The 16,063-nt window shown below is 40.2% G+C and carries 14 protein-coding genes and 1 pseudogene; 10 read left to right on the top strand and 5 right to left on the bottom strand.

The window, feature by feature from the left end:
* Positions 1-63: 63 nt before the first annotated feature.
* Positions 64-327, top strand: a complete 264-nt coding sequence (locus LRQ06_RS00390) for a hypothetical protein (RefSeq protein ID WP_232764457.1) — start codon at positions 64-66, stop codon at positions 325-327.
* Positions 328-385: 58 nt separating this feature from the next.
* On the opposite strand, the gene LRQ06_RS00395 is transcribed toward LRQ06_RS00390, so the two are convergent.
* From LRQ06_RS00395 to asnS, 3 genes are all read right to left on the bottom strand, one after another.
* Complete coding sequence (locus LRQ06_RS00395) at positions 386-970, bottom strand: class I SAM-dependent methyltransferase (RefSeq protein ID WP_232764458.1); 585 nt, start codon at positions 968-970, stop codon at positions 386-388.
* A gap of 123 nt (positions 971-1,093) precedes the next feature.
* Complete coding sequence (locus tag LRQ06_RS00400) at positions 1,094-2,284, bottom strand: amino acid aminotransferase (protein ID WP_232764459.1); 1,191 nt, start codon at positions 2,282-2,284, stop codon at positions 1,094-1,096.
* A gap of 263 nt (positions 2,285-2,547) precedes the next feature.
* Entirely contained in the window at positions 2,548-3,945 is a 1,398-nt protein-coding gene (gene asnS / locus LRQ06_RS00405) for an asparagine--tRNA ligase (RefSeq protein WP_232764460.1), read from the bottom strand.
* Positions 3,946-4,238: 293 nt separating this feature from the next.
* Between asnS and queD the strand changes: the two genes are divergently transcribed.
* Positions 4,239-4,598: a 6-carboxytetrahydropterin synthase QueD gene (gene queD / locus LRQ06_RS00410; protein ID WP_232764461.1), complete on the top strand. Its 360-nt coding sequence runs from the start codon at positions 4,239-4,241 to the stop codon at positions 4,596-4,598.
* Positions 4,599-4,639: 41 nt separating this feature from the next.
* Here queD and LRQ06_RS00415 read toward each other — a convergent pair whose 3' ends face one another.
* Entirely contained in the window at positions 4,640-5,995 is a 1,356-nt protein-coding gene (locus LRQ06_RS00415; RefSeq protein WP_232764462.1) for an L-serine ammonia-lyase, read from the bottom strand.
* A gap of 1,173 nt (positions 5,996-7,168) precedes the next feature.
* On the opposite strand from LRQ06_RS00415, the pseudogene LRQ06_RS21175 reads away from it, so the two are divergent.
* From LRQ06_RS21175 to LRQ06_RS00455, 8 genes and pseudogenes are all read left to right on the top strand, one after another.
* Positions 7,169-7,456: pseudogene (locus LRQ06_RS21175) on the top strand (methyl-accepting chemotaxis protein); the annotation flags it as partial.
* A 372-nt stretch (positions 7,457-7,828) separates the two neighbouring features.
* Positions 7,829-8,197 carry a response regulator gene (locus tag LRQ06_RS00425; RefSeq protein ID WP_232764465.1) on the top strand — a complete coding sequence of 123 codons (369 nt, stop codon included), beginning with the start codon at positions 7,829-7,831 and terminating at the stop codon, positions 8,195-8,197.
* Positions 8,198-8,215: 18 nt separating this feature from the next.
* The gene (locus LRQ06_RS00430; protein WP_232764466.1) at positions 8,216-8,536 is read left to right on the top strand and encodes an STAS domain-containing protein; all 321 of its coding nucleotides are present in this window, start codon (positions 8,216-8,218) and stop codon (positions 8,534-8,536) included.
* Between the two features lie 14 nt (positions 8,537-8,550).
* Positions 8,551-10,761, top strand: a complete 2,211-nt coding sequence (locus LRQ06_RS00435) for a chemotaxis protein CheA (protein WP_232764467.1) — start codon at positions 8,551-8,553, stop codon at positions 10,759-10,761.
* An 18-nt stretch (positions 10,762-10,779) separates the two neighbouring features.
* The gene (locus tag LRQ06_RS00440) at positions 10,780-11,346 is read left to right on the top strand and encodes a chemotaxis protein CheW (protein WP_232764468.1); all 567 of its coding nucleotides are present in this window, start codon (positions 10,780-10,782) and stop codon (positions 11,344-11,346) included.
* 76 nt (positions 11,347-11,422) lie between these two features.
* Positions 11,423-13,366 carry a methyl-accepting chemotaxis protein gene (locus LRQ06_RS00445; protein WP_232764469.1) on the top strand — a complete coding sequence of 648 codons (1,944 nt, stop codon included), beginning with the start codon at positions 11,423-11,425 and terminating at the stop codon, positions 13,364-13,366.
* Between the two features lie 73 nt (positions 13,367-13,439).
* A complete protein-coding gene (locus LRQ06_RS00450) occupies positions 13,440-14,315 on the top strand; it encodes a CheR family methyltransferase (protein ID WP_232764471.1) in 876 nt (291 codons plus the stop codon).
* 67 nt (positions 14,316-14,382) lie between these two features.
* Entirely contained in the window at positions 14,383-15,435 is a 1,053-nt protein-coding gene (locus LRQ06_RS00455; protein ID WP_232764473.1) for a protein-glutamate methylesterase/protein-glutamine glutaminase, read from the top strand.
* Here the strand turns inward: LRQ06_RS00455 and LRQ06_RS00460 are convergent.
* Positions 15,432-16,055, bottom strand: coding sequence for a CoA pyrophosphatase (locus tag LRQ06_RS00460; RefSeq protein ID WP_232765441.1), 624 nt, complete (start codon positions 16,053-16,055; stop codon positions 15,432-15,434). The genes LRQ06_RS00455 and LRQ06_RS00460 overlap by 4 nt on opposite strands.
* Positions 16,056-16,063 lie beyond the last annotated feature (8 nt).

Here is a 16,063-nt window from a genome sequence, read left to right on the forward strand (position 1 = left end):
AAAATCTTAAGTAAAATTTGAGCTAAAATAAGTAAATTAGTTGTTTAAAAATACGGTTATTAAGTGATCAAACCATATCAATATAAATTCAAAGACACAAACGATGCAAATTATGTGTTTGAATGTGCAGGTGAATTTAAATATCAGATTCAGATGGAAGAAGCCTCTATGAGAGTTTTCTTCGATGACTTCGGTGTGTCAAAAGACAATGAATTAATGTTGTATCAAGGAGTGGATGTAGTGGCAATGATAAAAATTTCTGCTGATGTTTTGACTCACTTTAGATCAATAATTATCAAAGAAATGGCATCGGGCCAAACAAGTTGATGTCCTGTTTTTGGTTTGCATACAAAAACGATTGATGTAATTCACATATGATACACATTTATTTGAATGCAACTGCCTGTATTATCTGTGCTTTGCATTCTTTCCTGTTGTTTATTTTTATCTCTTTTTCTAACTCCTGGATATGAGAAATCTGCAATTGACTCAATTCATTCCGTATTGATGAGACATTAATAGGTTGTTCCAGGGGGGCAATAGGTTTCCGAGTTTCGTTTGGGATAATATGTACACAATTTTCGGTAATATAGATACCTTTGCTACGTAGTGCTTGCGCAAGTCTGTGATGAAATGACTGACGGGAAATGGGAGATAAATGGCAGAATAACGAAATAATAGCGTCCCAGTTGTCTTTTCCTAAATCAAAATCGTTGGGATCGGAACAGATATAATTTACTGAAGTCTGGTTGGAGTTGGTGATTTGTTTGCTTTTTCTAACCGCATACTTAGAATGACAAAGTGTTGTAACATCGAATCCTCGTTTTGCCAAAAAGATTGAATTGTTACAATTGCAGTCATTAATCAGTAATACTTTATTTGATGGAATAAGGTGATGATTTTTAAAAATAAATTCATCCGGGCAAATGTTATACGCGGTTTTTTTTTCATCCTTGACATCTGCAAGCATAATATCCTCTGTGATTATTTTTCCTAACCATGACTTTTTAAAAGTAGCACAGAGAAACGAATACGGCAGACAAAAAACGCCCAAAAAAGGGCGCTTTGAAATTAGTCTTTGATTTAAGAGAAATTAAAGTACGGCAGCAATTGCTTTACAAAGAGGTACCATATTTGATTTGGTCATTCCTGCTACACTGATTCGTCCTGACCCAACAATATAGATACCGAACTCGTCTTTTAAGCGTGCAACCTGTTCTTTATTTAAACCGGAGAAAGAGAACATGCCGTTTTGACGGGAGATGAAACTAAAGTCTTCCTTGACACCTTCTTCTTTTAGCGTTGCAACAAACAGGTCTCGCATTTCCTGAATACGGTCACGCATTTCTGCAACTTCTTTTTCCCATTCAGCATGAAGTTCAGTGTTGTTAAGAACGTATGTTACAACAGCAGCGCCATGTGCTGGTGGATTAGAGTAGATTGAGCGAATAATCGCTTTCACCTGTGAAAATGCAGAAGTTGCCACTTCTTCCGATTCGGAAACAAGAGTAAATGCACCGACACGTTCATTGTATAGGCCAAAGTTTTTGGAGAAAGAACTGGCAACAAGGATTTCTTTATTATATTTAGTAAAAATACGAAGGCCTTGAGCATCTTCTTCTACACCTTTTGCAAAACCTTGATATGCAAAGTCAAATAATGGCAGTAATCCTTTTTCAGACACTAATTTTGCCAAAATTTCCCATTCCTCGATGGTGGGGTCAATGCCAGTTGGATTGTGACAGCAACCATGAAAGAGCACCGCATCACCTTCCGATGCATTTTTCAAATCTGCAACCATCGCACTGAAGTCTTTCGCTTTTGTTTCCGCATTGTAGTAACGGTACTGAACCGTTTCTAGTCCTGCTGCTTTGAAAACACCATTATGGTTTGCCCATGTTGGATTACTAATCCAGATTTTGTTGGTTGGTAAGTGACGTTTAATAAATTCACCAGCAAGACGTAATGCACCTGTGCCGCCAGGGGCTTGAGCTGTTTTGGCCAGTTTGTTGATCACGATATCAGAATCAGTTCCAAATAATAGTTTTTGCACGGCAAGCCCATATTCAGCAGTACCTTCAATGGTTAAATATGACTTGGTTTTTTCATTTTCCAGCAAGGCTGCTTCCGCTTTTTTTACTGTAGCTAAAACAGGGGTTTGACCGGATTCATCTTTGTATATACCAACACCCAGATTGATTTTTTCAGCCCGGGTATCTTTTTTAAATTCTTCAGTCAATCCAAGAATAGGGTCAGCCGGTGCGGCAACAACTTTTTCAAACATAATCTTCATCCATGTATTAAATTGGTGGGAATTAAAATTCGTCTTTGAACCTGGCGGTTTTAGCTATTTATACCTTTATGGCAAACATGTTACAACAGTCACAGAAGAAAAAACCGAAATTATTTTTTAAATGTTGTTAACACTATGTAAATTGACAATTTCTTAGAAATTAAACACGCATTTATTTCCTTTTTTTAGCATATTTCACCTAAAAGAAAGCCACTCGTAGTGAGTGGCTTTCATTTCTAAAGTATTAACTCAAATCAGAAATTTGCGGATCGGGGAGTTCGTGGAAATGGAATAACATCTCTGACATTTGATACACCAGTAACGTAAGAAACTAAGCGCTCAAAACCAAGTCCGAAACCAGAGTGAGGAACTGTTCCGTAACGACGTAAGTCACGATACCAGCTCATATGTTCTGGTTGAATACCCATTTCTGTCATTCGGGCATCGAGCACATCGAGACGTTCTTCACGTTGAGAACCACCGATAATTTCACCAATTCCGGGGGCAAGAACATCCATTGCGGCTACCGTTTTGCCATCATCGTTAAGGCGCATGTAAAATGCTTTGATATCTTTAGGGTAGTTTTTAACGATTACAGGTGCTTTGAAATGTTCTTCAGCAAGATAGCGCTCATGTTCTGAAGACATATCAATTCCCCATTCTACAGGGAATTCAAATTTCTTACCGGATTTAAGAAGAATATCGATAGCATCTGTATAATCTACCTGGGCAAAATCGGATGTAACAAATTTTTCCAAACGATCAAGGACGGTTTTGTCAACACGCTGAGCAAAAAACTCAAGGTCATCACGACGTTCTTCCAAAACTGCTTTAAAGACGTACTTCAGCATGTTTTCTGCAAGCCCTGCAACATCGTCAAGTTCAGCAAAAGCAACTTCAGGTTCAACCATCCAGAATTCAGCAAGGTGTCGGCTGGTATTTGAGTTTTCTGCCCTGAATGTTGGACCGAAAGTGTAAACTTTGCTAAGAGCGCAAGCATACGTTTCCGCATTTAGCTGACCAGATACTGTTAAAAAGGTTTCTTTGCCAAAGAAATCCTCGTTATAGTCAACCTGACCTTTGTCTGTCAGAGGCAGGTTGTTCATATCCAGAGTGGACACTCGGAACATTTCTCCTGCGCCTTCACAGTCAGAAGCTGTAATTAGTGGAGCAGAAACCCACATAAAACCATTTTCATGATAAAAGCGGTGAATAGCCTGAGACAGGCAGTTTCGTACCCGGGCAACGGCACCGATTATGTTTGTTCTTGGTCTTAGGTGTGCAACTTCCCGAAGGTACTCAATAGAATGCCGGGTCTTTGCCATCGGATAAGTATCTGCGTCTTCCACCCAACCAATCACTTCAACAGAATTTGCTGCCAGTTCAAAATCCTGACCTTTAGCAGGAGATTCGACAATTTTTCCGGTTACATTTACTGAACACCCTGTTGTCAGTTTCTGTACGTCAGCATAATTATTTAATGAATTCGGAACCACGGCCTGAATCGGGTTGAAACAAGAGCCGTCATAAATGGCAAGGAAAGAGATTCCGGCTTTAGAATCCCGACGAGAGCGAATCCAGCCTTTGACTGTTACTTCAGTATCTACTGAAAGTTTTCCGCTTAATACGTCAACTACAGGCACGTAAGTCATGTTTATTTAATTCTCCATTGAGGCAATCATTGAAGTTTATTTACAAGAAAATCGGATCATTTTCTGAAAATAGAATAATGATTGAGCTTACACATTACTTTTTTATTTAACGGCACAGTTTACCTGCGAATTTGCCAGCTTCAACCATTAATGTCATTTTCGCGGATAAATCGCGTATTTATAATGCGTTTATAAACGAATTGACCATTGTACACCAGCTAAATTAGTTTAATCTTGTGCATTTGAATGATATTTCTTAACATAGCCCGTCGTTTTTTTACTAGAGATTGAAGATGAAAACAGAAATATACAAAGAGTTTATGTTTGAAGCCGCTCATAGACTTCCTCATGTGCCTGAAGGTCATAAGTGCGGTCGCTTACATGGTCATTCATTTCTGGTTCGTCTTTATGTTGAAGGTGAGGTGGACCCTCAGACCGGATGGATTATTGATTTTGGTGATATAAAAGCCGCATTTAAACCTATTTATAATCGTTTAGACCATTATTATCTGAATGATATAGAAGGGCTGGAAAATCCAACCAGTGAAGTCTTAGCAAAATGGATTTGGCAACAACTAAAGCCGGACTTACCTCTATTGAGCAAAGTAGAAGTGAAAGAAACCTGCACGGCAGGATGTGTCTACTCGGAATAACAATTGTCAATGGCCTGTTTATTTGAACAGGCCTTATTTTCTTAACAAATGACTTTAATTGCAAGTCCTCCCTGAGAGGTCTCCCTGTATTTAGCATTCATATCTTTCCCAGTTTCAAACATTGTTTCGATGACTTTGTCGAGAGATACGGCAGGGGCAGAAGAACGCCGTAACGCCATTCTTGTTGCATTGATCGCCTTAACAGCAGCAATACCATTTCGTTCAATGCAGGGAACCTGAACTTGCCCGGCAACCGGATCGCAGGTTAGCCCTAAATTGTGTTCCATTGCGATTTCAGCCGCCATGCATACCTGCTCAGGATTTCCCCCCATCAGCTCCGCAAGGCCGGCAGCTGCCATTGAGCATGCAACACCAACTTCACCCTGACATCCAACTTCGGCTCCAGAGATTGATGCGTTCTTTTTATATAAACCGCCAATTGCACCACAGGTGGCAAGATAACGAATTTCATCATCAGATGAAATTGGCTGAACAAATTTATCATAATAGGCAAGAACGGCAGGAATAATGCCGCAGGCACCATTTGTCGGCGCTGTTACTACCCGTCCACCGGCTGCATTCTCTTCATTTACGGCAAAAGCATACATATTTACCCAGTCTACAACAGCCATCGGATCATTTGATGTTCTTTCTGAAGCCTGTAGTTGTTGCTTCAAAGCTGCAGCACGTCTTGGAACTCTAAGAGGCCCGGGCAGTATACCTTCAGTTTTCATGCCCCTCTCAATACAATTCTTCATTGTTGTCCATATATCAGAGCACTGATTTCTGACGTCACTTTCACTTTGAAGTGCGATTTCATTTTCCAGAATCAGCCGACTTATCGACAAACCATTGTCTTTACATAGAGAGACCAGATCTGCTGCGCTATCAAAAGGATATGGAAATGTTCCGGAAGCTTCGATAGATTCACCAAAATGTGCTTCATCCACAATAAACCCACCACCAATAGAAAAATAGGTATTGGTGAATAGGACTTTGTCGCTACTCCAGGCTGTAATTTTCATTCCGTTTTCGTGGAGAGAGAGATTTGAGTTGTGGAAAACAAGTCCAGAATCAGCTGGAAATTCAATAGTATGATTGTCAATCTTCAATTGCTGAGTACTTGTTACGTTCTCGAATACTGAAGGTATAGAGTCAATATCAACAGATTCAGGTGAATAGCCTAAGAGCCCCAAAATAATTGCCACATCAGTATGATGCCCTTTTCCTGTTAATGATAGCGAACCATATATATCAACATTAATACGCGTTGTCTTAGTTAGTAACTGTTTGGTTTTCAGGTCATCAATGAATAATTTTCCCGCTTTCATCGGGCCGACGGTATGAGAGCTGGATGGGCCAATGCCAATTTTAAATATATCAAAAATGCTAATCATATCAATAACCTATAAAGGAATAATAAGCTTGAAAAATACTTGTAAAAATATAATCCTCATGAATCTGGCGTAGCATACAGAACATCAAGCTATGACACCATATGTAATTTATTTAAATTGTACGATGAATTTTGGTGAATTAATTTGGTTCTATGTAAATGATAGAGTATTGAGATAAATTCACCATTTAGTAGCTAGGCAGATACAAAAGATTGATTTTAGAGCTTCATTGGAACGATGTGAGTATAGAGTAAAGTATAAATAAGGCAGTTTATTTGTTTCTAATTGTAAATTAGGTGATCGAACAAATAAAAAAAAGTAAGAGATTAATTTAAAAACATTAGAAATGTGAGCTAGATAGGATCAGACATGTGAGCTGAAAAATCCTGAGAAATAAGTTGCTTAAATACTGGACAAGTAGTTAATCTTTGCTTGAAAAAGACTATTATTAACATTATTGTAAATATCCTTTTGACTTATTACTGTCATTTATATTTTTTTACACATTGTCTGCAACTGTTAAAAAAATTATTTGCTGAATATAAAAATAGTCGACTATGTTTAAACAGATTGTATTACTTTTGATCAATATAGAAATAACAATATGACTTCTGTAGGTAATTTATGAATAAGAGTTACTCGTCTTATGTGCATTCTGCTCTTGTAGTAGTAATTTTGTTAAATCTTTCTCTCATGTATGAAAATCCAAAGATTATGTGGGCGATTAACTTTTTGCTTTTAATCGTCAGTTTGGCATTTGCATATAGAGATAGTAAAAGAAATAGTTTCAATGCAGAAGAAAGCCTTACTAATGAAAGAGTGCAAGAAGAAGCTGAGCTGGTCGAATTATTAAAACAACGATTAGATGATACTTACTCTATCTTCACTCAAATAGCCCCCATTTGGCAACGTCACCTCCGAAGCTGTTCAACTCAAATGGAAGACAATATCTCAAGTCTGACGGAGAAGTTTTCCATACTAACGACTGAAATGAGCAAAGTTACTCAGGTGTCTTATGCTAGTGACGAAGGGAACGCCTTAAGCGAAGATGAAAGCGATCAGGAAAAATTAAAAAGCGTCGATAGCAAGTTCATTGAAATTGAAAATTCCAATAATCAACTAGCCTCCCGTATTAATAATCTGACTAATTACACAACTGAGCTGGAATCGATGGCCAGTGATGTCGGAAAAATTGCCGATCAGACAAGTTTATTAGCTCTTAATGCAGCGATTGAAGCAGCCCGGGCAGGTGAATCAGGAAGAGGGTTCGCTGTTGTTGCCGATGAAGTGAGGAAATTGTCTTCGCAATCAGGGGAAACTGGTGCTCATATTATAGAGAAAATGGGGGAAGTGGCTGAAATTGTCGAGAACCTTGGTAAAGTCTCTTCTCAAACTAATGTGTCTATTACCGATGCAATATCATCCAGTCAGCATGTGGTAAATGAAGTCATTGAACGATTAACAGGACGCAGTGATGAACTTAAGGAAGAAAGTGATCGGCTTCTTGAATTGAGCCGGCATGTTCATGCTGAAATTGAGCAAATGCTGGTGTCATTTCAGTTTCAGGATCGGATCACTCAGATTATTGCACAGGTTGTTTCCAGTATGGCTCAGATGCTGGCTATTGCCGACGAACGTCATGAATCATACCGGAAAGGTGAAATTCCGGCTCCTATTAACATCGAGGAACTGCTTGAATCAATGAAGCAGGATTATGTAACGTCAGAACAGTTTGTAAACCATAGTAATGATGGAACCAGCGGTCGTGACGGTGAAAATGCTGCTCCGTCTTCTGTTTCATTTTTTTAGTTTTAATCGGACAGAGGTATTTAAATGCCAAAGAATATTCTTGTTGTTGATGACTCCGCGTCTATACGTCATGTTGTAGGTATTGCTTTGCGTGGTGCAGGTTATAACGTTTTGGAAGCCGTTGATGGTAAAGATGCATTGACCAAGCTGAACGGGCAGAAAATTCATCTGATCATAAGTGATGTAAATATGCCTAACATGGATGGTATTGAATTCCTCAAAGCAGCCCGGGCAAACCCTAAGTATAAATTTACACCAGTTATTATGCTTACAACAGAATCCGGACAGGCCAAAATGGCCGAAGGTAAAGCTGCGGGTGCAAAAGCCTGGGTCGTGAAGCCATTTCAACCAGAGCAAATGCTGAATGCGGTATCAAAATTGATTATGCCTTAGCGATACTCGGAGATAAAGATGGAAACAGTTGTGACACAGCAGGAAGAGGGGCCCCGGTTTTCCTTCGATAATGAAATAACCATTTATACTGTTGCTGAATTAAAAGAAAAATTTTATAGCGACTGGTCAAAATTGGCAGGGGAAATCCTGGTTGATTTATCTGTAGTGGATGAGTTAGACGGTGCCGGGATTCAGCTGTTGTTGCAAATAAAGAATGACAGCGAACAGAACAATCGATCTGTTCGCTTTGTCAATCATAGCTCCCTTGTTCTGGAAACGTTCGAAATGCTTAATTTGATCGATCGCCTGTCAGATCCGGTTATCAATCCGGAAGATTAGAGGGAGGAATCTGTATGAGCGAAGAAGCAAAACAGATATTTGTCCAAGAATCAGAAGAGCTACTTCAGGAAATGGAAGATGCCCTTTTAATGATGGAAGAAGATCCGGATAACTCTGAACATCTGAATAGTGTATTCCGGGCTATGCACACAATTAAAGGGTCTGGCGGCATTTTCGGCTTTAACTCAATTGTAGAATTTACTCATCCTGTTGAAACAGAGCTGGATAAAGTAAGAAGTGGAGAGCGCTCTGTCAATCAGGAGTTGATTGCGTTATTACTTAACTGCAAAGACCACACAGCGAAATTAGTCGAATGTGTAGCTCAGTCTGAAGAGTTTGTTATTCCGGAAGAACTGTTGAGAGTGGGATACGATTTAATTGCCCAGCTTTCGGGCGCTGAAAACCAAAATGATGGTATTTTGTGTGATGTTAATAGTGAGTCTTCGGTTAGTCAGACATTAGAACAAAAATCTGATTCTGGAAAAATCTGGCTCCTTTCCCTTGACTTTAAACCGGACACATTCAGAAATGGATTTGATCCTATTTCTTTTCTTCGCTATTTGGGAAATCTTGGTGAGCTGGTCAAAGTCGTTACGCTGTATCATCTGGACGAAACCGAAGAGGAAATGGATCCGGAAACTTGTTATTTATCATTCCGGATTCTTTTTAGTAGTTCAGCTGCTAAAAAAGAAATTCTCGATGTTTTCGAATTTGTTCAGGATGATTGTCTCATTGATATTGTCTCTCCGGAAGATGAGCATTCCAGATTTATAGAATTGTTGCAGAAAATCCCGGATGACAATCGTGAGCAGATTGAAAATTATATCGAACCTACAGAAATAACACATCAGCCAGAAACAGAACTTTTTCAGCACCCGGTAAACAATACACGGCAAGATAATAATATTAAACAGGCAGAATGCGTTTCTTCTGAGCAGACTAAAACCGGAGAAATTAAAGTCGGTCTTGCTAAGGCGTCACTACAAAAGCAAGACCCGGCAAAATATAAGGTAAAAAAAGAGGCCAGTTCTATTCGTGTCGATGCTCAGAAACTCGGACAATTAATTAATTTAGTTGGTGAATTGGTTATATCCAGCGCTTCCATACAAACTCAGATAAGAAAACTGAATCAGCCTGATCTGAATGATTCAGCCTCCAGTATGGAAATGTTAGTGGAAGAAATTCGCGATACAGCTCTTCAACTAAGAATGGTTCAGATTGGCGACACTTTTTCACGTTTCAAACGTGTGGTCCGGGATGTTAGTAAAGAGTTAGGAAAAGAAATCGAGTTGGTTATCAGTGGCGGTGAAAGTGAGCTGGATAAATCGGTTGTAGAAAAATTAAATGATCCATTAACTCATCTGGTTCGGAATTCTCTGGATCATGGAATAGAAATACCGGAAGAAAGATTAGCCGTAGGAAAATCAGCCAAAGGCACAATGAACTTGAATGCTTATCATGATTCCGGCCATATTGTGGTTGAAGTAGAAGATGATGGTGCTGGCTTGGATGTAGAAAAAATCAGGGAGAAAGCTGAAGCGATTGGTTTAATCTCCCCTGAGCAGGTGTTGAGCCACAGAGAATTACTTCAGTTGATATTTGAACCGGGATTAAGTACGAAAGCCAAAGCTTCAAATCTGTCCGGCCGGGGGGTCGGAATGGATGTTGTTAAACGTAATATTGAAGCCTTACGTGGTTCTATAGAACTTGAAAGTGAAAGAGGGAAAGGAACCAAAACGACAATCAGGCTGCCTCTGACTCTGGCGATTATTGATGGTTTTTTAGTCGGTGTCGAGAATGAATCTTACATAATTCCTCTGAGTATGGTTCAGGAATGTATTGAGTTCGGCGTTGATCAAATTCAGCAACAGGGGAACTATGTGAACTTTCGTGGGGAGGTGATGCCTTTCATTCATTTGCGTCAGTTTTTCGGTTTACCTCGTACCGCTCAGAAATATCGTGAATCGTTGGTGGTGGTTCGCTTTGGACGGACCAGAGCCGCTTTAGTTGTTGATTCTTTGATGGGAGAACAACAAACGGTTATTAAACCGCTTGGCGCTGTATTCCGTAACCTTTCAGGAATCAGTGGAGCTACGGTTCTTGGATCAGGTGATATTGCGCTTATTTTAAATATTCAGGAATTAATTGAGAAAGCCGAGCAGTTATCAGCCCGGGTAAATATATCAGGAATCAGTGCCACTGATCCCATATCGTATCAGCATTAACAAAAAGGACTCTGTATTGTGACTCAAGAAATTATTGATTCTCGTCAATCTTCCACAGTGTCTGTTAACAATGTGACACAATATTTGACATTTCTTTGTGCCGGGGAAAGACTCGCTGTCGAAATTCTCGATGTCAAAGAACTGCTGGAAGTGATGACGATGACTCGTGTTCCAATGACTCCACCATTTATTCGTGGTGTGATGAACTTACGGGGAAGCGTTGTTCCTATTGTCGATTTATCAGCCCGGTTGGCTGGTAAACCCTGCACACTGACAAAGCGTAGTTCTATCGTGCTAGTGGAAGTTGTACAGGGGGAACATACTCAGGTTTTGGGGATGTTGGTTGATGAAGTAAGTGAAATTCTGGAAATAGATGAGGAACACATTCAGCCACCACCAAGTTTCGGTGCCAACATCCGAACTGACTTCATACGGGCTATGGGAAATATTGATGGAGAGTTTATCATTCTTCTTGCTATCGATAAGGTTTTGTCAGTTGAAGAACTGTCTTCACTGGAAAACATAACCAACCATACAAGCCCGATAAATTATCAACCGGATCTGAATAAGATCTCAGATTCATAAGAACCGCTTTGATGTCGCACCTATTAAATGAGAAAGGTCATAAAAACGGAAACAAAAACTCTCTGGAGTAATAACTATGCTTAATAAACTCAGACTTGGCACCCAAATCGGCTTAGGGTATGGATTACTCATTATCTTACTCATTGTCGTATCCTCAGCCTCTTATTTCGGATTAACTTCTTCGGTTAAAGGGTTCAATGATTACCAATCATTGGGAAAGGCTACAAGCCTTTCATCGGATATGCAGTCCAGTATGCTTGAAGCTCGATTATATGCAGTGAACTATCTCAGAACACATTCTGAATCGAGCAAAACCGCGTTTGAAAATCATTTAAAAAGTCTGGAAACATTAATTAAAAAAGCGTTGGTGGACATTCAACAACCAGAAAGGGCTGAAAAGGTAAAAGAAGTAAACCGCCTGTTTAAAACTTATAAGAATGCTTTTATCAAGGTTAGCCAGTTAAATGATCGTCATGATGAGTTACTATATGACGTGCTTACACCATTGGGATGGGATATGACCAACGCATTGGGAAGCATTTCTGATACTGCTTATCTGAATGGAGAAAACAATATTTCGGTTCAGGCATTACAGGCAAGTACAGCTTTATTACGTGCTCGTCTCCAGGTTATGAAATACTTAGATGCCAATCAGCAATCGGATCTGGACAGAGCATTTAGTGAGCTAAAAAATGCATTGTCTGAAAAAGAAAAAATGCTGGATAATTTAATTACAAACCCCGATGAACGAAAACAACTGGCGGTTTTCTCTAAAGCCCGAAAAAGTTACATAGAGAGAACAGAAGAATTGAATCAGGTAGTGATTAAACGAAATGATTTGGTTCGTGGAGAATTGGATAGGATTGGGCCTATTGTTGCTGCCGGTACGGAATTTCTCGAGAAATCCATTCATGATGAGCAGGATAATCTTGGCTCACATGTTTCAATGGTCAATCATCAAACCATTAATGCAGTCATTTGGGTCAGTGGTATTGCAGTTGTTGTCGGTATTATCCTCGCTTATGTGCTGACACGAATCATCCGCCGTCCACTGGGTGGTGAACCTAAAGAAATGCAAGAGATTGCCCGTAAAATTGCAGATGGTGATTTGACGATTAAATTCAGCCATCCAGAGAATGCAACAGGTGTTTATGGCGCAATGATGGATATGACAAATGGTCTGAATGATGTGATTCAACAGGTTCGCTCTGGATCTGGAAATCTGAGCACGGCATCTCAGCAGGTAAATGCAACAGCTCAGGGTATTAGTCAGGCAGCAACCGAACAGGCTTCTGGTGTTGAGGAAACGACAGCGGCAGTAGAGCAGCTAAACGCATCGGTTCAGCAAAACACGGAAAATGCGCGAGTTACCAACAATATGGCAACGACGGCCGCTCAGCATGCTGAAGAAGGCGGTAAAGCGGTGGTGCAGACTGTTGAAGCTATGAAGCAGATTGCTAACAAAATTAGTCTGATAGAAGATATTGCTTATAAAACCAATTTGCTTTCACTTAACGCGGCCATTGAGGCAGCAAGAGCTGGTGAACATGGTAAAGGCTTTACGGTTGTTGCATCTGAGGTCCGTAAACTGGCAGAAAACAGTTCAACAACCGCTCAGGAAATTAATGAGCTTGCTACACACAGTGTCGGCATTGCAGAAAATGCTGGCAATCTTATTGCTGATATAGTACCAAGTATTAAGAAAACTGCTGATTTGGTTGAAGAAATAACCGCTTCGTCTGAGGAACAGGCGACCGGTATTGCTCAAATCAACGAATCTATGGTGCAGCTGGATAAAGCGACACAGCAGAATGCGTCAGCATCTGAAGAATTAGCGGCAACGGCTGAAGAATTAAGTGGCCAGGCAACCCAACTTATTCAGGCCGTTGCTTTCTTCAAAGTACAGGAACTGATGAAAGGTGAGGTGACTCATTTAACCACTCAGCCTGGTATTCAAACGAATACAGCAGCGAAAAAAACATCAGAAGATTTGGATGATTCTGAATTTATAAACTTTTAGTGTTCTCAGGCTCCGGCCTGTTTATTTATCTGGCAGGAAGAGGAGGTAATTGAAATGATGGTGTACAGTGAAAATGCCTGAATTTAATTTGTTCTCTTCCGAAAAAGATAAATGGAAGCTGGAGTCTGTGGATAGCCGTCTTGCTAAGATTAGTCCCATAAACCGGCATGAGTTTTTGTTGTTTAAAGAACTTCTTTATAAACGGGTGGGCATTCATCTGACGCCTACCAAAAAAACGCTGTTAGAAACCCGGTTGGTTAATCGACTGGCTCAGTTGGGGTTTAGTACTTTTTTTGATTATTACCAATATATTTTAGGTGAACAGGGGAAGAAAGAATCCCAGATCCTGATTGATCTTTTGACAACCAATGAGACTTTCTTTTTCAGAGAACCTGCTCATTTCAATTATTTACAAGAAAAAATAATTCCCCATTATAATCACTCTCCCCTCAGAGTCTGGAGTGCTGCATGTTCTTCTGGTGAAGAAACGTATAGTCTGGCTATGCTTCTGGATGATTTTCATGTGGGGGCCAAATGGGAATTAATTGGTTCAGACATTAGCCAGAGAGTATTGAAAAAGGCGCAAGCTGGCCATTATCAGATGCTTCGGCATGAAGGTATTCCTCTATCATATCTAAAAAAATATTGTCTGAGGGGAACGGGCACTCAAAATGGGACATTATTAATTACGAAACCTTTGCGTGACCGGGTTCATTTTTGTCAGGTCAACCTGAATGCTCAGCTTACTACCATGGGGATGTTTGATATTGTATTTCTGCGCAATGTTTTAATTTATTTTAATAAAGAAAAGAAAGCAGATATTGTGAAACGGGTTTCTGAGCAGTTAAACCCAGGAGGTTATTTGTTTATCAGTCATACGGAAAATCTTCAGGGAATTGATGTAAATTTGCGAATGGTCCGACCTTCTATTTTCAGAAAATCGGCCTGAATCCCAGTATTCAGTTCAGTTCTGTGTGATTTGTATAAGTAATTGTTATATAAGATTGGAATTCTATATGATCAAGGTTCAGCTAGTTGATGACTCTGCATTAGTTAGAAAGTTACTTCAGGAACAATTAGAGCAAGTATCCGGCATCTGTGTGTCCGGTTCGGCAAGGGATCCAATATTTGCCATGAGAAACATGGAAAAGCAGTGGCCGGATGTCATTATTCTGGATATAGAAATGCCCCGTATGGATGGGATTACTTTTCTGAAAAAAATCATGGCTGAACGCCCGACTCCTATCATTATCTGTTCAACGTTAACAGAAAAGGGGGCAGATACAACCATGCAGGCTATGTCTGCCGGTGCCGTTGATATTATAACTAAGCCTGAAACAGAACTCAGAGCTTTTGTTGAAGGTTCGAGAGAACGGCTGATTCAGTCAGTAAGAGCAGCCGCTCAGGCAAAAGTTTCTGCTTCATTTCGTAAGACTCAGGAGCCGACCGAAAAATTATCTGCTGATGCAATATTACCGGTTCATACCAAGCGCAAGGTGTTGACGACGACAGATAAAGTGATTGCAATCGGGACCTCAACAGGTGGTACACAGGCTCTGGAGAAAGTTCTGAAACAGCTTCCGAGAACGGTTCCGGGGATTGTTGTTGTGCAACACATGCCAGAACAGTTTACTTCAGCCTTTGCTACCCGGTTAAATCAACTGTGCGATGTTACTGTAAAAGAAGCTCAGGATGGCGACCGGGTAATTTCCGGGACGGTGCTTATTGCAAATGGTGGAAAACATATGTTGCTGAACCGGAACGGAGCGCAGTATACCGTTTCAATAAAAGACGGTCCTTTAGTGAGTCGTCACAGGCCTTCTGTCGATGTCTTGTTTCGTTCTGTCGCAAATGCCGCCGGTAAAAATGCCATTGGTATTATCATGACTGGTATGGGTGATGATGGTGTAAAAGGTATGATGGAGATGAAAAAATCGGGAGCAGAAACTTATGCACAGGATGAAGCATCCTGCGTTGTGTACGGCATGCCAAAAGAAGCCGTCAGGCAGGGGGCCGCAATGTATGAATTGTCTCTTGAGCAGATTCCTTGTTTGATTGCGGACTTTTAACTCTGAAATTTAGTCGGTGTTGTCCCTGTCAGGTTTAGTAGCTGGCGCTGAAGTGAATCGATTATTTGTCCAGTTGCTCCCCATATCAGATAATGATAATAGGGCAGCATGAAAACATGCCTGAAACTATTATTCACTCTGAATTTTTTTATCTGTAAGTTGTGACGGTTAAGAACATAATCGACGGGTACTTCAAATACATCACTTACTTCGTTCCGATCAATATTTAGCTGAAAAGAAGACGATAATTTGGCGAGAACAGGAGTGACACTGAATCCACTTCCTGTTGTCAGTTCAGGAAGAAAGCCAAAAATGGTGATGTTTTCGGGTGTAATGCCAATTTCTTCATATGTTTCTCTGAGGGCTGTTGCTGAGAGCTCATGGTCATCATCTTCAAATTTTCCTCCAGGAAAGCAGACTTGCCCGGGGTGATGCCGCAAATGATCGGCACGCTTGGTAAAAAGTATGTATGAGCGGTTGTTTCTGTCAATGAAACCGATGAGCACAGCTGCTTTATAAAGTTTTCTGTTTCTGACATTGTTTCCAGACCTGAGCGAAGTCCGTTCATACGGCTGGGTTTTTGTCAGTTGAAAGTGAGTAATTATCTGTTCTGTATTCATATTCACTA

The organism is Vibrio salinus (genome assembly GCF_021272385.1).
GTDB classification, from domain to species: Bacteria; Pseudomonadota; Gammaproteobacteria; order Enterobacterales; family Vibrionaceae; genus Vibrio; species Vibrio salinus.

Coding starts and splice junctions, on each gene's coding strand:
- LRQ06_RS00395 (WP_232764458.1), bottom strand. CDS start 970: ATGCTTGCAGATGTCAAGGATGAAAAAAAAACCGCGTATAACATTTGC.
- LRQ06_RS00400 (WP_232764459.1), bottom strand. CDS start 2,284: ATGTTTGAAAAAGTTGTTGCCGCACCGGCTGACCCTATTCTTGGATTG.
- asnS (WP_232764460.1), bottom strand. CDS start 3,945: ATGACTTACGTGCCTGTAGTTGACGTATTAAGCGGAAAACTTTCAGTA.
- queD (WP_232764461.1), top strand. CDS start 4,239: ATGAAAACAGAAATATACAAAGAGTTTATGTTTGAAGCCGCTCATAGA.
- LRQ06_RS00415 (WP_232764462.1), bottom strand. CDS start 5,995: ATGATTAGCATTTTTGATATATTTAAAATTGGCATTGGCCCATCCAGC.
- LRQ06_RS00425 (WP_232764465.1), top strand. CDS start 7,829: ATGCCAAAGAATATTCTTGTTGTTGATGACTCCGCGTCTATACGTCAT.
- LRQ06_RS00430 (WP_232764466.1), top strand. CDS start 8,216: ATGGAAACAGTTGTGACACAGCAGGAAGAGGGGCCCCGGTTTTCCTTC.
- LRQ06_RS00435 (WP_232764467.1), top strand. CDS start 8,551: ATGAGCGAAGAAGCAAAACAGATATTTGTCCAAGAATCAGAAGAGCTA.
- LRQ06_RS00445 (WP_232764469.1), top strand. CDS start 11,423: ATGCTTAATAAACTCAGACTTGGCACCCAAATCGGCTTAGGGTATGGA.
- LRQ06_RS00450 (WP_232764471.1), top strand. CDS start 13,440: ATGCCTGAATTTAATTTGTTCTCTTCCGAAAAAGATAAATGGAAGCTG.
- LRQ06_RS00455 (WP_232764473.1), top strand. CDS start 14,383: ATGATCAAGGTTCAGCTAGTTGATGACTCTGCATTAGTTAGAAAGTTA.
- LRQ06_RS00460 (WP_232765441.1), bottom strand. CDS start 16,055: ATGAATACAGAACAGATAATTACTCACTTTCAACTGACAAAAACCCAG.